At 51.9% G+C, this 19,252-nt stretch carries 12 protein-coding genes and 2 tRNA genes; 12 read left to right on the top strand and 2 right to left on the bottom strand.

The features are described from left to right. Positions 1–78: 78 nt before the first annotated feature. The 4 genes from mutS (at position 79) to EFA69_RS02115 (ending at position 3,488) form a co-directional block, all read left to right on the top strand. The gene (gene mutS, locus EFA69_RS02130; RefSeq protein WP_123131501.1) at positions 79–2,679 is read left to right on the top strand and encodes a DNA mismatch repair protein MutS; all 2,601 of its coding nucleotides are present in this window, start codon (positions 79–81) and stop codon (positions 2,677–2,679) included. Positions 2,680–2,954: 275 nt separating this feature from the next. Beyond that, the gene (locus tag EFA69_RS02125) at positions 2,955–3,251 is read left to right on the top strand and encodes a hypothetical protein (protein WP_123131418.1); all 297 of its coding nucleotides are present in this window, start codon (positions 2,955–2,957) and stop codon (positions 3,249–3,251) included. 7 nt (positions 3,252–3,258) lie between these two features. Further along, positions 3,259–3,331 (top strand) — tRNA-Gly (locus tag EFA69_RS02120). 73 nt (positions 3,332–3,404) lie between these two features. Beyond that, a tRNA-Leu gene (locus EFA69_RS02115) sits at positions 3,405–3,488 on the top strand. A 76-nt stretch (positions 3,489–3,564) separates the two neighbouring features. Here EFA69_RS02115 and EFA69_RS02110 read toward each other — a convergent pair. Beyond that, positions 3,565–6,348 (bottom strand): PAS domain-containing sensor histidine kinase, encoded by a 2,784-nt coding sequence (locus tag EFA69_RS02110; protein ID WP_183906656.1) that lies wholly within the window; start codon positions 6,346–6,348, stop codon positions 3,565–3,567. A 923-nt stretch (positions 6,349–7,271) separates the two neighbouring features. Beyond that, on the bottom strand, positions 7,272–8,813 hold the full coding sequence (locus EFA69_RS02105) for an alpha-N-arabinofuranosidase (protein ID WP_123131416.1): 1,542 nt from the start codon (positions 8,811–8,813) through the stop codon (positions 7,272–7,274). A gap of 348 nt (positions 8,814–9,161) precedes the next feature. On the opposite strand from EFA69_RS02105, the gene EFA69_RS02100 reads away from it, so the two are divergent. The 8 genes from EFA69_RS02100 to araA all read left to right on the top strand — a co-directional run bounded on the left by EFA69_RS02100 (position 9,162) and on the right by araA (position 19,103). Beyond that, entirely contained in the window at positions 9,162–11,456 is a 2,295-nt protein-coding gene (locus EFA69_RS02100) for a glycoside hydrolase family 127 protein (protein WP_245964468.1), read from the top strand. Positions 11,457–11,646: 190 nt separating this feature from the next. Beyond that, the gene (locus tag EFA69_RS20575; RefSeq protein ID WP_262696961.1) at positions 11,647–11,769 is read left to right on the top strand and encodes a hypothetical protein; all 123 of its coding nucleotides are present in this window, start codon (positions 11,647–11,649) and stop codon (positions 11,767–11,769) included. 164 nt (positions 11,770–11,933) lie between these two features. Continuing rightward, positions 11,934–12,359 (top strand): family 43 glycosylhydrolase, encoded by a 426-nt coding sequence (locus EFA69_RS02095; protein WP_123131414.1) that lies wholly within the window; start codon positions 11,934–11,936, stop codon positions 12,357–12,359. 94 nt (positions 12,360–12,453) lie between these two features. Continuing rightward, positions 12,454–13,638, top strand: a complete 1,185-nt coding sequence (locus EFA69_RS02090; protein WP_221175652.1) for an aldose epimerase family protein — start codon at positions 12,454–12,456, stop codon at positions 13,636–13,638. 338 nt (positions 13,639–13,976) lie between these two features. Continuing rightward, complete coding sequence (locus EFA69_RS02085) at positions 13,977–14,684, top strand: NUDIX hydrolase (RefSeq protein ID WP_123131499.1); 708 nt, start codon at positions 13,977–13,979, stop codon at positions 14,682–14,684. 326 nt (positions 14,685–15,010) lie between these two features. Continuing rightward, on the top strand, positions 15,011–16,813 hold the full coding sequence (locus EFA69_RS02080) for a ribulokinase (protein ID WP_123131413.1): 1,803 nt from the start codon (positions 15,011–15,013) through the stop codon (positions 16,811–16,813). A gap of 6 nt (positions 16,814–16,819) precedes the next feature. Continuing rightward, on the top strand, positions 16,820–17,518 hold the full coding sequence (locus tag EFA69_RS02075; protein ID WP_123131412.1) for an L-ribulose-5-phosphate 4-epimerase: 699 nt from the start codon (positions 16,820–16,822) through the stop codon (positions 17,516–17,518). Positions 17,519–17,600: 82 nt separating this feature from the next. Then, entirely contained in the window at positions 17,601–19,103 is a 1,503-nt protein-coding gene (gene araA / locus EFA69_RS02070; RefSeq protein ID WP_123131411.1) for an L-arabinose isomerase, read from the top strand. Positions 19,104–19,252 lie beyond the last annotated feature (149 nt).

The following is a 19,252-nucleotide window of genomic DNA, read 5'->3' as shown; positions in this document are numbered from 1 at the left end:
AGCATTGGAGCCGCAGCACAGTACCTTTTTAGCACAAGAGTTTTGGCCAAATCTGCAGAGTTCAGCGCTACGCCGCTGATGAAACAATACAATGCCATCAAGGCGAAACACCCGGGCGCGCTGTTGCTCTTCAGGGTAGGGGACTTTTATGAGACTTTTGGCGAAGATGCCATCAAAGCCAGCAAGATACTGGGCATTCTGCTGACCAAACGGGGGAACGGCTCGGCGGCAGAGACAGCATTGGCCGGTTTCCCGCACCATTCGCTGGATACCTATCTGCCCAAACTGGTGCGGGCCGGTGAACGCGTAGCCATCTGCGACCAGCTGGAAGACCCCAAAACCGTGAAAGGCATTGTGAAGCGGGGGGTAACGGAGCTGGTAACTCCGGGGGTGTCTTTCAACGATCAGGTGTTGGAGCAGAAGCGGAACAATTACCTGGCCTCGCTTCACTTCGGGAAAGGGCCACTGGTGGGTATTGCCTTACTGGATGCCTCTACCGGTGAATTCCTGCTGGCTCAGGGTGATGCAGGCTACGCCGCCAAGTTGCTCCAGAACTTCAGCCCCGCCGAGGTGCTCTTCTGCAAAGGCAAAAAAGAAACATTCTTCCAGACTTTTGGCAATGATTTCTGCCATTATGCGCTGGATGAGTGGGTGTACAGCTATGACTTCGCGCTGGAGGCGCTCACCAAGCAGTTCAATACCAAAACCCTCAAAGGCTTTGGGGTGGAGGCGCTCACGGAGGGTATCACGGCGGCCGGGGCCATCCTACACTATCTAGCCGAGACCCAGCACCACGACCTGCGCCACATCACGGCGCTGGGCCGCCTGGAGGAAGATAAGTACGTGTGGCTGGACCGCTTCACGGTGCGCAACCTGGAGTTGATCTATCCGCAGCACCCCGAGGGTGTGCCGTTGATTGACGTGCTGGATAACACCATTACGCCCATGGGCGGCCGGTTGCTGCGCAAGTGGCTGGTGCTGCCGTTAAAGGATGCAGCGCAGATCAGGCGGCGGTTAGATACCGTGGAGGCTTTGCAGGCCCGTCCAGAACTGTTGCATGACATCCACCACTACCTGAAACAGATCAGTGACCTGGAGCGCCTCATCTCTAAGGTGGCGGTGCGCCGGGTGAACCCCAGAGAGTTGTTGCAGTTGGCACGGGCGCTGGAGGCTACCCTACCCATTAAAGAACTATTGGCGGTGAGCGGCGTGCCCGCCCTGCAGAAGCTGGCCGATCAACTGCTGCCCTGCGAGAGCATTAGAGATGAGATCCAGAAAGTCCTGAAGCCCGATGCGCCGGTACTCACCAACCAGGGAAACATGGTGCAGAACGGTATTGATGCCGAACTGGACGAGCTGCGGGCCATTGCGTTTTCGGGCAAAGATTACCTGTTGCAGATTCAGCAGCGCGAGGTGCAGAACACGGGCATCAGCAGCCTGAAAATCGCCTACAACAAAGTGTTCGGTTATTACCTGGAGGTGACGCACGCCCACAAAGACAAAGTGCCCAGCTCCTGGATAAGAAAGCAGACGCTGGTGAACGCCGAGCGCTACATCACCGAGGAGCTTAAAACCTACGAGGAAAAGATCCTGCACGCCGAGGACCGGCTGTTCGTGATTGAGCAGCGCATCTTCAATGAACTGGTCTTGAGTGCCGCCGAGTTTGTGCCCCAGATTCAGCAGAACGCCAAAGCCCTGGGTATGCTGGACTGTCTGGCCAATTTCGCGCAGCTGGCCACCCAGAACAATTACGTGAAGCCCGAGGTAGACGAGAGCACCGTGCTCAATATCACGCAAGGCCGCCATCCGGTTATTGAAAAGCAACTGCCGGTGGGGGAGCGCTATGTGCCCAATGACATCAGGCTAGACAACGACGACCAGCAGATCATTATCATCACGGGGCCAAACATGGCCGGTAAAAGTGCCCTGTTGCGGCAGACGGCTTTAATTGTGCTCATGGCGCAGATTGGCTGCTTTGTGCCCGCGCAGGCGGCGCAGGTGGGCGTGATTGACAAAATCTTCACCCGGGTGGGCGCTTCAGACAACCTGAGCCGCGGCGAGAGTACGTTCATGGTGGAGATGACCGAAACGGCCAGCATCCTGAACAACCTCTCTGACCGCAGCCTGGTGCTCATGGATGAGATTGGCCGGGGCACCAGTACCTATGACGGCATTTCCATTGCCTGGGCCATTGTGGAGCACCTGCATAACGCGCCTAAAGGCCGGGCTAAAACCTTGTTCGCGACGCATTACCATGAACTGAACCAATTGGCCGAGGATTTCCCGCGGGTGCGCAACTTTAACGTGAGCGTGAAGGAAAGCAACGGCAGAATCTTGTTCATGCGCAAACTGGTGGAAGGTGGCAGTGCCCACAGCTTCGGGATACAGGTGGCGCAGATGGCGGGTATGCCCAACAGTATTGTGCTTAGGGCCAATGAAATCATGCACCACCTGGAGCAGGAGAAAATCAGCCACCCGCACCAAGATCCGCAGGAAACCCTCAAAACTCTGCCCAAGCAGCCGTACCAGCTCAGCATGTTTGAACTCAACGATCCGCAGTTGGTGCGCATTAAGGAATTGTTTGAGAAACTGGACATCAACACCATTACGCCGGTAGAGGCGCTGCTCAAACTCAACGAACTGAAGATGCTGGTAGACGGCAAACGGCAAAAAGCTTAATCTATCACTCAGGAACCTGAATTCTTAGGTAAGCCGAAGCCACCCGTTTAGGGGCTGTTTTTCCAAAAACGGCTCCTAAACGGGTGGCTTCGCTGCAAATAGAGCCCCACCAGAATATGGATGAAGGCTGCCCGCTCAATTTATCTGTAAACTTGGTGATGGGGCAGACTTTGTTAGGGCAAGACTGCTTCTAATGGGAGGAGGCTATGCAGCTAGGCTTGCTCCTACCTCTTGTAGGTGGAAGAATAAGCTGTGAAAGCTACCGCCGGGAAGCCATGCCAGACAAGAAAGAGGGTGGAGCATGTCTAATACCTAATAAAAAAGCGGAGGTAAATCACTGTTTTAGGCAATGTTTTGAAGAGAGGCGCTTTCTCTGTGGTGCCAAGAGTATCCGTTTAGGGGCTCTTTTTCCAAAAACAGCCTCTAAACGCTATAGGGCCACAAAATTATTTGAAATTTTTCTTCCTGATTTTCAGGGAGAAGCTGTAGTTGGTGAATTTTTTTTGAGGGCTGCGCTTGACATTAAGATTTTTGTGTATACCTTTGTATCACTAATTCAAACAGCGAGTTAGTTAAAACGCGAAAGTAGCTCAGTTGGTAGAGCGCGACCTTGCCAAGGTCGAGGTCGCGGGTTCGAACCCCGTCTTTCGCTCAAAACAAAAGACGTTGCCTCGGTAACGTCTTTTGTTTATCTGCCTAATTCATTTCCTTCGGGAGGTGAGGTTGCCGGGATGGTGGAACTGGTAGACACGCAAGACTTAAAATCTTGTGACCATTAGGTCGTGCGGGTTCGATTCCCGCTCCTGGTACAAAGCCGCTCATACGCACTGTATGAGCGGCTTTTTCTATTTATGCTCGCCTGGCTTGTTCAGCCTTTTGCCCAGATTACCACTGGCGCATGTGCTGTTCCTCAAACTCCAGGATGAACTCGGTGCCTTTGTTCACTTCACTTTGCACATAGATTTTGCCACCCAGGGTCTCTACCTGCGTCTTTACCATAAAAAGGCCCATGCCTTTGCCGTCTGTATGGAAATGAAACCGCTTGTACAGCCCAAAAAGCTTGTGTTCATGGGCTTTTAAGTCAATGCCCAAACCGTTGTCCCTGAAATAGAAGTAGATCTTACTATCTATTTTGTCGGCGATGATTTCAATAATAGGCCTTTGGTCTGGTTGGCGGTATTTGATGCTGTTGGAAATGAGGTTGGAGAAAATGCTGTGCAGGTAGCTCTTGATGGAATAGATTTTCCCCAGGCGGGAGAAATCTGTGTAGATCAGGACATTTTCTTTGTCAATCAGATTCGCGACCATAGACTTGATATCATCCACTAGCTGTTGGAGGTCTATTTCCTCTTTCATCTCATTGATCTGCCGGCGTATCTGCAACACGTTGTTCAAATCCTTGATCACGGTGTCCAGCTTGTTCACGGAGATTTGGAGTCCGTCCATAGACTTTTTAAAGGCAGAATTCTCTGGGGGGAGCATCCTGATCAGGTTGGAGAGGCCCATGATGTTGGCCACCGGAGCCCTGAGGTTGTGGGAGACAATGTACGCAAACTGCTCCAGGTCTTTGTTGCGCTGTAGCAGATCTGAGGTAATGCGCTCGTTCTCCAGCTGGGCCAACCATTCTTTGGTGACATCATGCGTTATGCCTATTAGTTTTACGGGTTTCCCGTCAGGTTCTACTATCGCCTTAAATTCATTGTATAGGTATTTTACGCTGCCGTTTTTGAGCACCATGCGGCAGTTGAACTGGTAAGAGGTGTCTGCTTTGTAGGTTTGGGCCGTCAGCATCTTGCGAGAGTGCTCCACATCCTCGGGGTGCACGAACGTCATGAATGATTCCAGCTTGGTAGGTGTCTCAGTAGGTGAGGTGCCCAAGATGCGGTAGATCTCATCAGACCAAATGGCCTCCTGGGGCTCCAAAGAAAATTCCCAACTACCCACATGTGACAGGGCCTGTGCCTCCTTCAATCTCTCTGAGCTCATCCTTAGTTCATCTACGGCCCTCAGTAATGCTTCTTCACTGGCTTTTTTAGAAGTGATGTCCCACCTAATGGCCAGATACTGGTGCGGGCTGCCCTGCTCATCCAGGATGGGGACAATGGTGGTCTCAGTCCAGTAGTAGACACCGTCTTTGGTCAGGTCTTTGATCTCGCCTTTCCAGATGTTGCCCCGTGAGATGGTCTCCCACATATCTTGGAAGAATTCTTTGGAGTGGTAGCCGGACTTGGTGATGCGGTGGTTTTTGCCTAACAGTTCTTCCTGGCGGTAACCGGAGATGTTGCAGAAGTTGTCATTGACGTAGATAAAGGCGCCGGTTTTATCTGTGATCTCCACAATGGAAGATTGGTCTAGGGCATATTTGTAGTCAGAGACTTCCTTGATACGCTCGGCCACGCTTTTCTCCAAAGAGATGTTTAGGTTCCGGATAAGTTCATCGGCCTGTTTCTTTTCTGTGATGTCTACCGCCGCAGAAACAATACATTCTTTCCCGTCTAGGCGAAGGATCTCTGCGTGGGTAGAGATATGGTGAATAGCGCCCTGTTTGGTTTTTACCTCCAGTTCCAGAGACTTCACCCGCTGCTCATTTCTAAGCTTCTGGGCAAAGGCGGTACGGTCATGCTCATTTTTCCAGAGTTGGAGCTCTGTGCTGGATTTGCCCAGGATTTCTTCTTTAGGGTAACCAAAAAACTGACAAAACCGATCATTCACATCTAAGTAGGCACCCGTGTTGGCGTCTGAGATGGATTTGATGATGGGGCTTTTGTAAAAAATGGTAGAGAACAGGAGTTCGCTGTCCTTTAGCTTTTTCTCTGCCCGCTTACGGTCTGTGATGTCTTCAAAGGCCAGCAGAATGCAGTCTAGGTTGTTGAGGTGCATGCGCTCAATGTTGTACATGACATCCCTTATTTCGCCGCTTTGGGTGCGGAGCCGCATTTCCAGATTGCGTACCTTTTGGTTGTTGAGCACCATCTGGATCACATTTTCCCGGTCCTGCGGATTAGGATATAGCTTCAGCTCATGGGCGGTGCGGCCAATGACCTGTTCGCGCGAATAGCCCAGGAAGGCCAAAGAATTGTCATTGGTGTCAATGATTTTACCGGTAGAAAGTTCTGTGAGCGCCAGCATAATAGGGCTCTTGTAGAAGAGAATGGAGAAAAGTTGTTCCTTTTCTCTCAGGAGCTCCGCCGCCTGCTGCCTGCTCCGGAGGGTTTTGTGGATAAGCCAATAGGTGGCCATGAAAAATAGGAACATGAAGGCCGTAAAGACAATGAAGGTGTGCAGCATGTTGTTGAGCTTGCTCTGCGTGTTTTCATCGGCTAAAAGCTGCTTGGCCTGTTGTTGGTGCTCTATGGCCTTTACCACAGCTCTGAAAAGATAGAGATGCTGGTGTAGTTTCTCCTCAAGTACCGTGAAGGATGCGCCTGAGGGGCTGGCCTTGACCTGGGCCACCAGACGCGAAGAGAGAGAAATGACAGAGTCTGCGTGTTGCATTAACCGCTGCATGTCTTCTGATTTACCCAGGCCCGTGGCGTCAATACTCTGTAACACCCGTAGGCTTCTTGGGTAATTGGCAAGTCCTTTCCCGTGCTGCTCCAGCGCCTGGGTGTGGCCCTGGGTGGCATAGGCGATGGCTCCGTTGTTAATATTCAATATGTTGTTTTCCAAGGGCTCTATGGCTCTCAGAATGTCAAGCGCAATTTGGTCCTGGCGGTAAAGGGTATAGGTGTCGTTTAGGTTTAAGTACGCAAGTGTAGTAAAGAATACCAAACTAAGGAAAGCGACAAGGAAAACCCCGGATAATATTCTCTGGATGTACATGAGTGGTATGGCAAAAGAATAGAAAATTTAATACTGTAATTGAGTTCATGCACTAAGACCGGAGCGTAGTACTTATCTGGTAAGATATTAAATAATATTGGCATTTATACTACTGTAGAAGCCTTAAAGGGGTTTTGCTGGTCTCCTGCTTATACCTAAAGAATATAGCTGTAGCGTAAAGTTTAACCAACAGCGGCGGTGCAGAAGGAGCCAAGTAAGGAACAGTTTATCCTCATGCTGGCATCACCCTTCTGGCAATCTAAAAGCATTTGGTTCAGTCTGCGCGTGGTGCGCATAAGCAAATATTTCCCATTTAGAATGAATACGCTACTCTGGTTCTTTTACGGCAGTATTGGCCGCCCGTTATGTAGTGATTGCCTTTACCGCGTTATCCTTCCATCCCTTAGAGGCTTTGGCGGTAAGCGCTGGCTTTTAAACCAACGGCCTGTGCTTCCGGTGCTGGGATTAAGGGCTAGGCACCATCCATGTCAAGTGCCAAGACCCCTCCAGAATCGGGTAAGAGCGGGTAGAGAAAGTTAACCTCTAGGTACATTAAAAGAGCAGCCTCGTCAGAAAACCTGACGAGGCTGGTTTATGTCTGTTTTTGGAAAAAGGGGCGCTAAAGGGGAAATGCTTGTGCCATGATGTTACTCCTGCTATGCCATCTGAACAGGAGTTGCGTTTAGGGGCTGTTTTCCCAAAAACAGCCCCTAAACGCAAACATATCATGAAGTACAGGCTGCAGCTGTGCGCTATTGAGGCCAAGAGATTTATTTCATTTCCAGCACCACCACAGAAAACGGCGGAAGCTCCACTTTCAGCGAATTGCCTTTCAGCTTGGCCCCCTTGAAAGTGGTAGGTGTGATCAGATTTGGTTTCTCAAAAGTGTTGTGGTCTTGCAGCGCCTTGGAAGCCAGAATGCGTCCGGTCACCGATTTGTAATTGGCTCCGTCAATGGCAATGGAAATCTCTTGTTTGTTTTTAGGGTCAATGTTCACCAGGGAAATGTGCGTGATGCCATTCTTGTCCCGGGAGGCGGAGCCGTTCACGGCCGTCAGTTTTTCAGTGCCTAGGGTATAGTTGGTACTCTTCACGGTAAGCGGAAGGAAAGTGGCGTCTTGGTGCACATTGTACATCTCCATCACGTGGTAGGTGGGGGTGAGCAGCATTTTCTCTTCGTCTGTTAAAATGACGGCCTGAAGCACGTTGATAGCTTGTGCCAGATTGGCCATGCGCACGCGGTCTGCGTGGTTGTTGAAGATGTTTAGGGTAGAGCCGGCAATCATGGCGTCACGCATGGTGTTCTGCTGGTACAGGAAGCCAGGGTTGGTGCCTGGCTCTACTTCGTACCAGCCTCCCCATTCATCTACCACCAGGGCTATTTTCTTCTCTGGGTCATACTTATCCATGATGGCTGAGTGCTTCTGGATGAGCTCCTCCATAAACAGCGCCTGTTTCATGGTAGAGAAGTACTGTTGCTCTGAGAAACCAACAGCCGGGCCTTTCTTTTCCCAGTTAATGACGGAATAGTGGTGGAGGGCAATGCCCTCAATCAGGTTCTTGGGGATAATCTTCATCAATGTCTCCGTCCAGGTGTAGTCTGAAGAACTGGCCCCGGAAGCAATTCTGAACAGGTTGCCGGTATTGCCCCAGTCAGAGACGAAGGTGGCGTATTTGCGATATTCATTGGCATAGTAATCTGCCGTCATGTTTCCTCCGCAGCCCCAGGCTTCGTTCCCAATGCCCCAGTACTTCACTTTCCAGGGTTTGTCGCGGCCATTCTTCCTGCGAAGGTCAGACATGGGGCTCACTCCGGCGAAATTTACGTATTGCACCCAGTCGGCCAGCTCCTGCACCAAGCCACTTCCCACGTTACCGGCCAGATAGGGCTCTGTGCCCAGCAGTTCGCACATGTTCAGGAAGTCATGCGTCCCAAAACTGTTGTTCTCCGTAACACCGCCCCACCAGTTGTTCACGATGGAAGGCCGCTGGTCTTTAGGACCAATGCCGTCTTTCCAGTGGTAGGTATCAGCGAAGCAACCGCCGGGCCAGCGCAGATTAGGGATCTTCAGCTTCTTCAGCGCCGCCACCACATCATTCCTAACCCCAGCCGTATGCGGAATCTTGGTGTTGTTCTCTCCCACGTAGAAGCCCCCATAAATGCACCGCCCCAAATGTTCCGCGAAATGCCCATAGATGTGTCGGCTAATGGTTACTTCTGCCTTGGCGGGTACTGTAAGGGTGGCGGTGGTTTGTCCGTAGGAACCCAGGCTGCTCAACAGGAGGAGAAAGATGGTAATTGTGTTTTTCATACTTGAAGGCGGTTTAGGGAGCGTTTGTTTCTAAATGTTTGAAGCAGGAAGTTAAATATAGGAGAAGTTTGCAATAAATATAAGTGTATTTATTACATTTATATAAACAAACGCGAAGGCTTTTGCGGTTTGCGGAGGAGAAGAGTTTGGAAGAAGAAACCATAAAAAATTATGCTTTTGTGTTTAGGGGCTGTTTTTCCAAAAACAGCCCCTAAACGACACCACGGCCTGAGGTCTTAACCTCTTGTGTCTAAAACCTAAAGTGGAAGAAAATAGATGAAGTTGAGCGTCCTACGAATATTGTTTTTTGCGTTACTGCCTGCAGTGGGGTGTGCCCAGGCAGGGCGATTGCAGGGTTTTCCGTTAACGGCGGTGCGGTTGCTGGACAGTCCCTTCAAACAGGCGCAGCAGACAGATTTAAATTATCTCCTGTCCCTGGACATGGACCGGTTATTGGCTCCTTATCAAAAAGAGGCCGGAATCCAGCCGAAGGCTGAGAACTACGGCAACTGGGAAAACACCGGCCTGGACGGGCACATTGGGGGGCATTACGTGTCGGCGTTGGCGTTGATGTATGCTTCCACGGGAGATCAGGAGATGCTGCGCCGGCTGAACTACATGGTAGACCAGCTGGAGGCTTGCCAACAGAAAAGCGGCAACGGGTATCTGGGCGGCACCCCCGGCGGCAAGCAGATGTGGCAAGACATCAAAGCTGGTAAAATAGAGGCCGGAAGCTTCTCCCTGAACAAGAAATGGGTGCCTTGGTACAACATCCATAAAACCTACGCGGGCCTGCGCGATGCCTACCTTTTTGCCGGAAATGAGAAAGCTAAGAACATGCTGGTGAAGCTCTCAGATTGGTGTATAGATCTTACCGCTAACCTCACCGATGCCCAGATCCAGGACATGCTCCGGAGCGAGCACGGCGGCATGAACGAAGTATTCGCCGATGTGGCTCAAATCACCGGAGACAAAAAGTACCTTACCATAGCAAAGCGGTTCTCTCAGATCTCCGTACTCAATCCTTTGCTGCAAGGCAAAGACCAGCTGAACGGCATGCACGCCAACACCCAAATCCCGAAGGTGATTGGCTATCAGCGGGTGGCCGAGGTGGGTGGTGATACTAGCTGGACCAAGGCCGCCGATTTCTTCTGGAACACCGTGGTCAACCACCGCACCGTTTCCATTGGGGGCAATAGCGTGAGCGAGCATTTCCACCCGGCCAATAATTTCTCTTCCATGCTGGAAAGCAAAGAAGGCCCCGAGACGTGCAACACCTACAACATGCTCAAGCTCTCCAAGCAACTGTTTCTGAACAGCGCCTCCGCCCAATACCTGAACTACTATGAGCGGGCCATGTACAACCACATCCTCTCATCGCAGCATCCAAGCCGGGGAGGCTTTGTCTATTTCACGCCAATGCGGCCGCGTCATTACCGCGTATATTCCCAACCTCAGGAAGATTTCTGGTGCTGCGTGGGCTCGGGCCTGGAGAACCATGGCAAATACGGCGAGCTGGTCTATGCCCATACAGACAAAGACCTGTACGTAAACCTGTTCCTCCCTTCGCGGCTAGAATGGCAAGCGAAAGGATTGGCCTTAACCCAGAAAACGAAATTCCCCTTTGAGGAACGTTCAGAACTCACCCTGAACCTGAAGAAAGCCCAGAAATTCACCCTGTACATCCGGCAGCCGGAGTGGGTGAAGCAAGGTCTGGTGCAAGTGATGGTTAATGGCAAAGAAGCAAAAACAAGTACGGCCGTGGCCGGGTACGTGGGCATTGACCGGAAGTGGAAATCAGGGGATGTGGTGGCATTCTCCCTGCCCATGGAAACCAAAGCCGAATATTTACCCGATGGCTCACCCTGGGTGTCTTTTGTGCACGGCCCCATTGTGCTAGCCGCCGCAACCGATAAAAAAGACTTGACCGGCTTACTAGCAGATGGCAGCCGCATGGGGCACGTGGCCAATGGGCCGCTGTACTCGCTGGAGGAAGCGCCTCTGCTGGTGTCTTCTGCCAAAAACGTGGCCAATCTTATTCAACCGGTCCCCGGAAAACCCTTCACCTTTACTGCTTCGGGGCTGATCCAGCCCAGCCAGTACAAAGGCCTGGAGCTGGTGCCTTTCTACCAGATACACGATGCCCGCTACATGGTGTATTGGCCGGTGACCACCCCTGAAGGATTGGAAGCCAGAAAAGCCGCTATCAAAGAAAAAGAAAGAGAGAAGCTGGCACTGGAAGCCAGAACGGTAGACCAGGTAGCCCCCGGCGAACAGCAACCTGAGTCAGATCATGGGTTCCAGGGAGAACGCACCGAAACCGGTGTTCACCGCGACCGGCATTGGCGGCACGCCACAGGCTGGTTCAGCTATAACCTGAAAAACAAAGGCACCGGGGCCCGCAAGCTGCGCGTGACCTACTTTGGGCGGGACCGTGACCGGGCGTTTGACATTCTGGTGAACAACCAACTGCTCAAAACAGTGACCGCAGACGGTTCCGGCGGCGACAAGTTTGTGGAGGTAGACTATGAACTGCCCGCCCACCTGCTGACCAAAGCCTCGAATAACGTCTTAAATATCCAATTCCGGGCGAAAGAAGGCTCTTCCACGGCGGGTATCTACGAAGTCCGGTTGTTGAAGTAAAATTGCCCTTTGCTGAGTCTGGTCATCAAAGTAACAACTGTTCTTAGGCTCAAACTCGATAGTATCTGTTTTAATAGAAGTAACATGAAGAACAAAACCCTTTCCTTCACGGCCCTGGCCGCCGGATGTATGATGGCGTTCAACCTGAATGCGCAGACAAATTCGGCTACTAAGACCTTGCAGATAAAAGATGTCTGCCTCAGCCAGCATCAACAAGAAAATGAACGAACTCATCCTGAAAATCGGGAATACCGCTGTTAAAGCCCAAGACGGGGAGTTTGTGCTGGAGGGTGTGAATACGCGCAGGACATGAGCACACTGCAAAACCGGAGCAGCAGCTCTCTGAGGCAGTACAGCCATCAACCAGTGCAACATCTATTCAGGTGAAGAACAAGCGTGTGAAGCCTTCACAAGAGCCCTGCTCAGTGAACGTGATCTGGGTGAAGATCTCTTGATAGATAGTCTCAGGGGGAGTTGATGAATGAAAGTAAAAGGACCAATCCGGCACCGTTGCCGGGTAATCCGGCGGAGGCTGGCGGAAATGCCATTGAGGCGCCTTTTATTTTCAAGAAAAACGGCTATTATTACCTGTTCGCTTCCATTGACTATTGCTGCAAAGGCGCTAAAAGTGATTACAAGATGATAGTGGGTCGGGCCAAAGATGTGCAGGGGCCATATCTGGATAAAAACGGAGTGGCCCTGGATGCGGGCGGCGGCACCGTTCTGCTGGAAGGAAACGAAAAGTGGAATGGCGTGGGCCACAACGCGGTCTACACCTTTGATAGAACAGATTACATTATCTTTCACGGGTATGACGCCACCCAGAACGGCAGGCCCGAACTCAGGATTGAGAAGCTTGCCTGGGACAAAGCACAGTGGCCCATAGTAGAGATAAACCAGTAGAAGAAAGCAGGCGCGCCTTCAGGAGTAAAGCGTTTTTCTCTGTAAAGGAAACGCCTGCTTTGCTAAATATTCAATTGAAACCCATAACTAGCCCATGAAATACGTAGTAAGACCTTTTACCACTTTACTGATTAGCTCCATGATGTTAGCCAGCGCCTGTAACCAGAACTCGGGGAACCAAGAAAGTCAGAACCAAGAGACAGAAACCGCCGCCGCCCAGGAGGCCAAATTGCCTGCCCGCGCCAATTTCCAGAAGACCATAGACGGCAAAGAAACTGATCTGTTCGTGCTCAAGAACAAGAACAACGTGCAGGCGGCCATCACCAACTACGGCGGAAGGCTGGTGAGCCTGCTGGTGCCAGACAAGAACGGCAAACTGGTAGATGTATCTGTGGGGTTTGACAACGTGGAAGCCTACACCAAAGGCTCAGATACGTTCTTCGGGGCTACTATTGGCCGGTACGGCAACCGCATCGCCGAGGGCAAATTCAAGCTGGAAGGCAAAGAATACACGCTGGCTACCAACAACGGCGCCAACCACCTGCACGGCGGAAACAAAGGTTTTTCCCGCGTGGTCTGGGATGCCAAACAGGTAGATGATAAAACCCTGGAGCTGACGTATCTTTCCAAAGACATGGAAGAAGGCTACCCCGGTAACCTGAACGTGAAGGTCACCTACACCCTCACCGACGAAAACGAACTGAAGGTAAGCTACGAGGCTACCACCGATAAAGCCACCATTGTCAACCTCACCAACCACACCTTCTTCAACCTGAACGGCGAGGGCAGCGGCGATGTGCTGGGCCACCAGCTGTACATCAACGCAGACCGCTACACCCCGGTAGATTCCACATTGATTCCAACGGGTATTGAACCTATAGCCGGCACGCCTTTTGATTTCAAGACACCTGCCGCCATTGGCGCTAGAATCAAAGACCAGCACCCGCAACTCCAGTACGGCAACGGCTATGACCATAACTATGTGCTGAACGGTGCTTCTGGCAAAGACCTGCGTGTGGCAGCTACCGCGCAAGGTGACAAGACCGGCATCTTCATGGAAATAAGCACTCAGGAGCCGGGCATCCAGTTCTACAGCGGAAACTTCATGGAAGGCGCCAACACCCTTAAGTCCGGGGCCAAAGACGAGTTCCGGAATGCCTTCTGCCTGGAAACCCAACACTTCCCAGATTCTCCCAACCAGCCAGATTTCCCCAGCACGGTTTTAAAGCCGGGGCAGACCTACAGCACTGTAACGGTGCACAAATTCTCCGTGAAATAAGAAGGCGACCCTTTGATGAAATTCCCCCAGAAACAGGCTGATGAATCTGTTTCTGGGGGAATTTTCTTTTGCGTTTAGGGGCCGTTTTTCCAAAAACAGCCCATAAACGCAAAAGCTGTTTTAGCCAGGTTTAGATGCACAGGAACGAAATCTGCCGTTGCGCTTGGCAGGAAGCTTGTAAATTGCCTACTATTCTTTTATTTGCTGCGAGATTAGCGGGTTCCCTCCACGTTTTTAGAAACAGGAGAAAGGCCGCTATCTTTGAGTGGAGATGAAACGGCATGGGCGGCAAACTTTTCCTGGAACGGGAGCTGCCCCGTGCAAAACATATCAGCGGAATGATGAAATATTCGGGGCAGACACGGGTTCTGGTAGCGGTTGACTGTATCATATTTGGCTTTGACGGGGAGAATTTCAAGCTGCTGTTGATTCAGCGCGGATTTGCGCCCCAAAAGCAGAAATGGAGCCTCATGGGCGGTTTTATTCAGCCCCATGAAAGTCTGGAGGTAGGTGCCCAGCGTGTCCTGAAACAACTGACCGGCCTGGAGGGGGTGTACCTGGAGCAGATATCCGCCTTCAGTGAACCTACCCGTGACCCCGTGGAGCGTACCATTGCGGTACCTTATTTCGCCCTCATTGATATTCAGAAGTACCAAGCCCAGCTCAGCTCAGACTACCACGCCGAGTGGTTTATGCTAGGCGATCATCCGCAGCTAATCTTTGACCATGAGCAAATGGTGGAGATGGCCAAAATGCGGCTGCGCTACAAGGCCGCGCTGCATCCCATCCTGTTTGAGCTGCTCCCGGAGAAATTCACCCTGCCGCAGTTGCAGACGCTCTATGAGAAGCTCTATGACACCACCTTTGATAAACGCAACTTCAGCCGGAAAGTACTGTCTACCAACCTGCTGGTGCGGCAAAAGGAGAAGGACAAAGAGAATTCCAGAAAAGGCGCGTTCTACTTTAAGCTGGATAAGGAAAAGTACTACGACAACTTCCAGGCCTTCCTGAAGTTCATTCCCAACCCAGAGAAGTTTCTGCTGTAGCAAAAAAAGGCAGTGGCAAGCTGCGTGAAAGTATAAATCGCGTTTAGGGGCTGTTTTTCAAAAAACGGCCCCTAAACGCGATTTGTGTTACAGCAATCCCTGTACTATCCTAAGAAGTAGTGACTTCCATAGTTGCGGTGTTCTGATTCCCGTCATAGAGTAAGCTCATAGAATTAAATTAAGTGTCATAATTACATTTTATGAATCTTATTGTTATAATTGTAAAATGATGTTTTGCCGGTGTAGAATAATTTTTATTTCCGTAAAACGGGGAGGAGTTGTTTGGCCGGGAGTGGATAAACGTTAAGCTGACTTCAATAAGGAATATGGCACAAGATATATATGTGATTGGCGTAGACTACGGTTCAGACTCGGTAAGGTCGGTGCTGGTGAACGCTTTAAGCGGGGAGGAAGTCGCCTCTTCGGTGTTCAACTATCCGCGCTGGAGCAAAGGGCTTTACTCAGACGCTTCTGCCAATCGGTTTCGCCAACATCCTTTAGATTATATAGAGGGGCTGGAGCACACCATTAAAGACTGTCTTCAGAAAGCTGGCGCTGAAGTAGCGGCCAATGTGAAAGGCATCTCGGTAGACACCACGGGCTCTACACCGGTGGCGGTAGACAAAACCGGAACGCCGCTGGCGCTGCTGCCCGGCTTTGAGGAAAACCCCAACGCCATGTTCGTGCTCTGGAAAGACCATACCGGCGTACAGGAAGCCGCCGAGATCAATGCCCACGCCACCAAATTTGAGCCGAATTACCTGAAATACGTAGGCGGCATCTACTCCTCAGAGTGGTTCTGGGCCAAATTGCTGCACGTGCTGCGCGAAGACGAGAAAGTGCGCGAAGCCACTTACTCCTGGGTTGAGCACTGCGACTGGGTGCCGTTTTTGCTTACCGGAGGTTCAGACGTGGGGCAAATGAAACGTGGCATCTGTTCCGCCGGCCATAAATCCCTTTATGCTGAAGAATTTGGGGGATTGCCCGCCAATGAGTTTTTCGCTACCCTTGATCCCTTGCTGGACGGCTTTACCTCCCGGTTATTCACCCAAACCTATACTTCAGACCAAGCCGCTGGTACCTTAAGCCCTGAATGGGCCGAGCGCCTGGGTTTGTCCACAGAGGTGGTAGTGGGCGTAGGGGCGTTTGATGCGCACATGGGCGCCGTGGGTGGCCAGATTGAACCCTACCACCTGAGCAAAGTGATGGGCACCTCCACCTGTGACATGCTGGTAGCCCCCCTGCACGAAGTGCAGGATACGTTGGTGAACGGCATCTGCGGACAGGTGCCGGGTTCTGTGATTCCGGGTATGATGGGCATGGAAGCCGGTCAATCTGCTTTTGGAGATACGTACGCGTGGTTCAAGCGCCTTCTGCTGTGGCCCTTGCAAAACCTTTTGGCTGGTTCCAAAGTCATTGATGCGGCTACCGCCGAGGCCTTGGTAAACGAGGTATCAGATAAAATCATCCCAGAGTTGAGCCAGGCCGCCGATCAGATTCCGCTGTCTGAGCATAATGAGTTTGCCATTGACTGGTTCAACGGCCGCCGGACCCCAGACGCAAATCAGGTGCTGAAAGGCGCCATCTCCGGTTTAGGCCTGGGCAGCGATGCCCCCCGCATGTTCAGAGCCTTGGTAGAAGCCACTTGCTTTGGCGCTAAGAAAATTGTGGACCGGTTCAATGAGCAGGGCGTGCCGGTAAAAGGCTTAATTGGTCTGGGCGGCGTGGCCCGTAAATCGCCGTTCATCATGCAGATGATGGCCGATGTCATGAACATGCCCATCAGAATCCATAAGTCAGAACAGACCTGTGCCATAGGGGCCGCCATGTTCGCGGCTACTGCCGCCGGAATCTACAAAAAAGTAGAGGACGCTATGGCCGCTATGGGCCAGGGCTTCGATCTGGAATATTTCCCTAACCCAGAGAAAACCGAACTGTACGCCAAGCGCTACCGGCAATATACGGAGCTGGGAGGCTTCCTGGAGGAGCACAGCCAATCAGCCAAGTCTGCCGCCGTTTCAGATTTACCCGAGACGGGCAGTAAAGCCCAGGCCGGCGAGACAGAAGTAGATACCCAACGGCAGGAAGAACTGGAGAATACTTCTGCCAGCACCACCACCATCAGCTAGAGCTTCATGAGTGCTTACCAATACATAAAAGAAGAAGCGTACCACGCCAACATGCAACTGCCCAAATTGGGGCTGGTGTTGTTCACCTTCGGGAACGTGAGTGCCGTAGACCGGGCGCAGGGCGTGTTTGCCATCAAGCCCAGCGGCGTACCGTATGAAGACCTGTCGCCGGAGAAAATGGTCATTGTAGACTTTGACGGCAACACGGTAGAAGGTTCTTTGCGGCCTTCGTCAGACACTAAAACCCACGCCGTACTGTACAAGCATTGGGAGAACATTGGCGGCATTGTGCATACACACTCCACCTACGCCACCGCCTGGGCCCAGGCCCAACGCGACATTCCCATTTACGGCACCACCCACGCCGACCACCTCACCACCGATGTACCCTGCGCCCCGCCCATGGATGATGCCATGATTCAGGGCAACTATGAGTACGAGACCGGTTTCCAGATCATGAACTATCTAGAGGAGAAGGGCATGAGCTATGAAGAAGTGGAGATGGTACTGGTAGGTAACCACGCACCGTTCACCTGGGGAAAGGACGCGAAGAAAGCCGTGTACAACAGTGCGGTGGTAGAGGAAATAGCCCGTATGGCGTTTCTCACAGAGCAGATAAGGCCGCAGGTGCCCAGACTCAAAGATTCGCTCATCAAAAAACACTTTGAACGGAAGCACGGGCCAGATTCTTACTACGGCCAGTGAAAACTCCGTTAGGAGAACTATCAGCAACAGGAGGTGAACTTTGCCCGCTTGGCGGGAAGTGCATCTTTAACCAACATAACCCATGATTGATTTAAAACAATTTGAAGTCTGGTTTATTACCGGAAGCCAGCATCTATACGGCCAGGAAACCCTTGACCAGGTAACCGCCCACTCGCAGGAAATTGTGAAAGGACTGGACAGTGCCCCTCAAATGCCGGTACGGGTGGTGTACAAGCCTACCGTGAAAACCACGGAGGAGATTTTCAGGATCTGCCAGGAAGCCAACGTGGCCGAAAACTGTATTGGGGTCATCACCTGGATGCACACCTTCTCGCCGGCCAAAATGTGGATCAGAGGTTTGTCTATCCTGAAGAAGCCTTTGCTGCACCTGCACACCCAGTTTAACCGCGACATTCCCTGGAATTCCATTGACATGGATTTCATGAACCTGAACCAAAGCGCCCACGGCGACCGGGAGTTCGGGTTTATGGTGTCTCGTATGCGCATCAACCGTAAAGTAGTGGTAGGCCACTGGCAAGACCCGGAGGTGCTGGAGCAACTGAACAACTGGTGCCGTGTGGCCGCTGGCTGGTATGACTGGCAAGGCGCCAAGTTTGTGCGGTTCGGGGATAACATGCGCTACGTGGCCGTAACCGAAGGCGATAAAGTAGAGGCCGAGCTGAAATTCGGGTTTGCGGTGAACACCCATGGCATTGGCGATTTGGTAGCCGTCATTAATCAGGTGAGCGACCAAGCCATTGACCAACTGGTACAGGAGTACGAAACCAAATATACCGTAGCGGCAAATCTGCTGGAAGGCGGAGAGCAGCGCGCCTCTTTAAGGGAAGCGGCCAAAATTGAGATTGGCTTGCGCACCTTCCTGGAAAACGGCGGCTACAAAGGCTTCTCAGATACCTTTGAAGACCTGCACGGCATGGTGCAGTTGCCGGGTATTGCGGTGCAGCGCCTCATGGCCGACGGCTATGGCTTCGCCGGTGAAGGCGACTGGAAAACTGCCGCGCTAGTACGCGCCATGAAAGTAATGGGCAGCGGTCTGCCCGGCGGCAACGCCTTCATGGAAGATTACACCTACCATTTCGATCCCAATAATTCTCTGGTGCTGGGTTCACACATGCTGGAAGTAGACGAGGCCCTGGCTTCAGACAAACCATCCTGCGAGATCCACCCATTGGGCATTGGTGGCAAAGCCGATCCGGTGCGCCTGGTGTTCAATGTGGGCGCAGGCCTGGCGCTCAACGCCTCAGTGGTAGACATGGGCAACCGGTTCCGTTTGATCGTGAACGAAGTGGAGGCCGTAGCCCCGCAGAACGAACTGCCCAACCTCCCGGTAGCTCGCGTACTCTGGAAACCCCTTCCTGACATGAAAACCGGCTGTGCCGCCTGGATTCTGGCCGGAGGCGCGCACCACACCTGCTACAGCCAGAACATCAGCGCAGAGCAGTTACAGGATTTCGCTGAGATGGCCGGCATTGAGTGCGTGGTCATCAACCAAGACACTAAATTAAGCCAACTGAAGAACGAGCTGCGGTGGAGCGAGGTGTATTATCAGTCCTTCAAAGGCTAAGTCAGGGATAGGTTATTTGATCTGGAAACAGACAGACAGGGGCGTAGAAGTGCTCCTGAGCAAAAAGCGGGCATGCCAATGTTCGCTTTTTGCTTTTTTATGGACTAATTGCCGTATCTTAAATCTGTAGCCGTTAGCAGGCTCAGACA

The sequence above is a fragment of the Rufibacter immobilis genome (assembly GCF_003721565.1).
In the GTDB taxonomy this organism is placed as follows: domain Bacteria; phylum Bacteroidota; class Bacteroidia; order Cytophagales; family Hymenobacteraceae; genus Nibribacter; species Nibribacter immobilis.
The sequence above is the reverse complement of the archived record's forward strand: the minus strand, read 5'-3'. Positions and strand labels throughout refer to the sequence as shown.

What these genes read in the sequence shown, in the direction of transcription:
- mutS (WP_123131501.1), top strand. Translation starts at nt 79, where the DNA reads ATGAAACAATACAATGCCATCAAGGCGAAACACCCGGGCGCGCTGTTG.
- EFA69_RS02125 (WP_123131418.1), top strand. Translation starts at nt 2,955, where the DNA reads ATGCCAGACAAGAAAGAGGGTGGAGCATGTCTAATACCTAATAAAAAA.
- EFA69_RS02105 (WP_123131416.1), bottom strand. Translation starts at nt 8,813, where the DNA reads ATGAAAAACACAATTACCATCTTTCTCCTCCTGTTGAGCAGCCTGGGT.
- EFA69_RS20575 (WP_262696961.1), top strand. Translation starts at nt 11,647, where the DNA reads ATGTCTGCCTCAGCCAGCATCAACAAGAAAATGAACGAACTCATCCTG.
- EFA69_RS02095 (WP_123131414.1), top strand. Translation starts at nt 11,934, where the DNA reads ATGAATGAAAGTAAAAGGACCAATCCGGCACCGTTGCCGGGTAATCCG.
- EFA69_RS02090 (WP_221175652.1), top strand. Translation starts at nt 12,454, where the DNA reads ATGAAATACGTAGTAAGACCTTTTACCACTTTACTGATTAGCTCCATG.
- EFA69_RS02085 (WP_123131499.1), top strand. Translation starts at nt 13,977, where the DNA reads ATGATGAAATATTCGGGGCAGACACGGGTTCTGGTAGCGGTTGACTGT.
- EFA69_RS02080 (WP_123131413.1), top strand. Translation starts at nt 15,011, where the DNA reads ATGGCACAAGATATATATGTGATTGGCGTAGACTACGGTTCAGACTCG.
- EFA69_RS02075 (WP_123131412.1), top strand. Translation starts at nt 16,820, where the DNA reads ATGAGTGCTTACCAATACATAAAAGAAGAAGCGTACCACGCCAACATG.
- araA (WP_123131411.1), top strand. Translation starts at nt 17,601, where the DNA reads ATGATTGATTTAAAACAATTTGAAGTCTGGTTTATTACCGGAAGCCAG.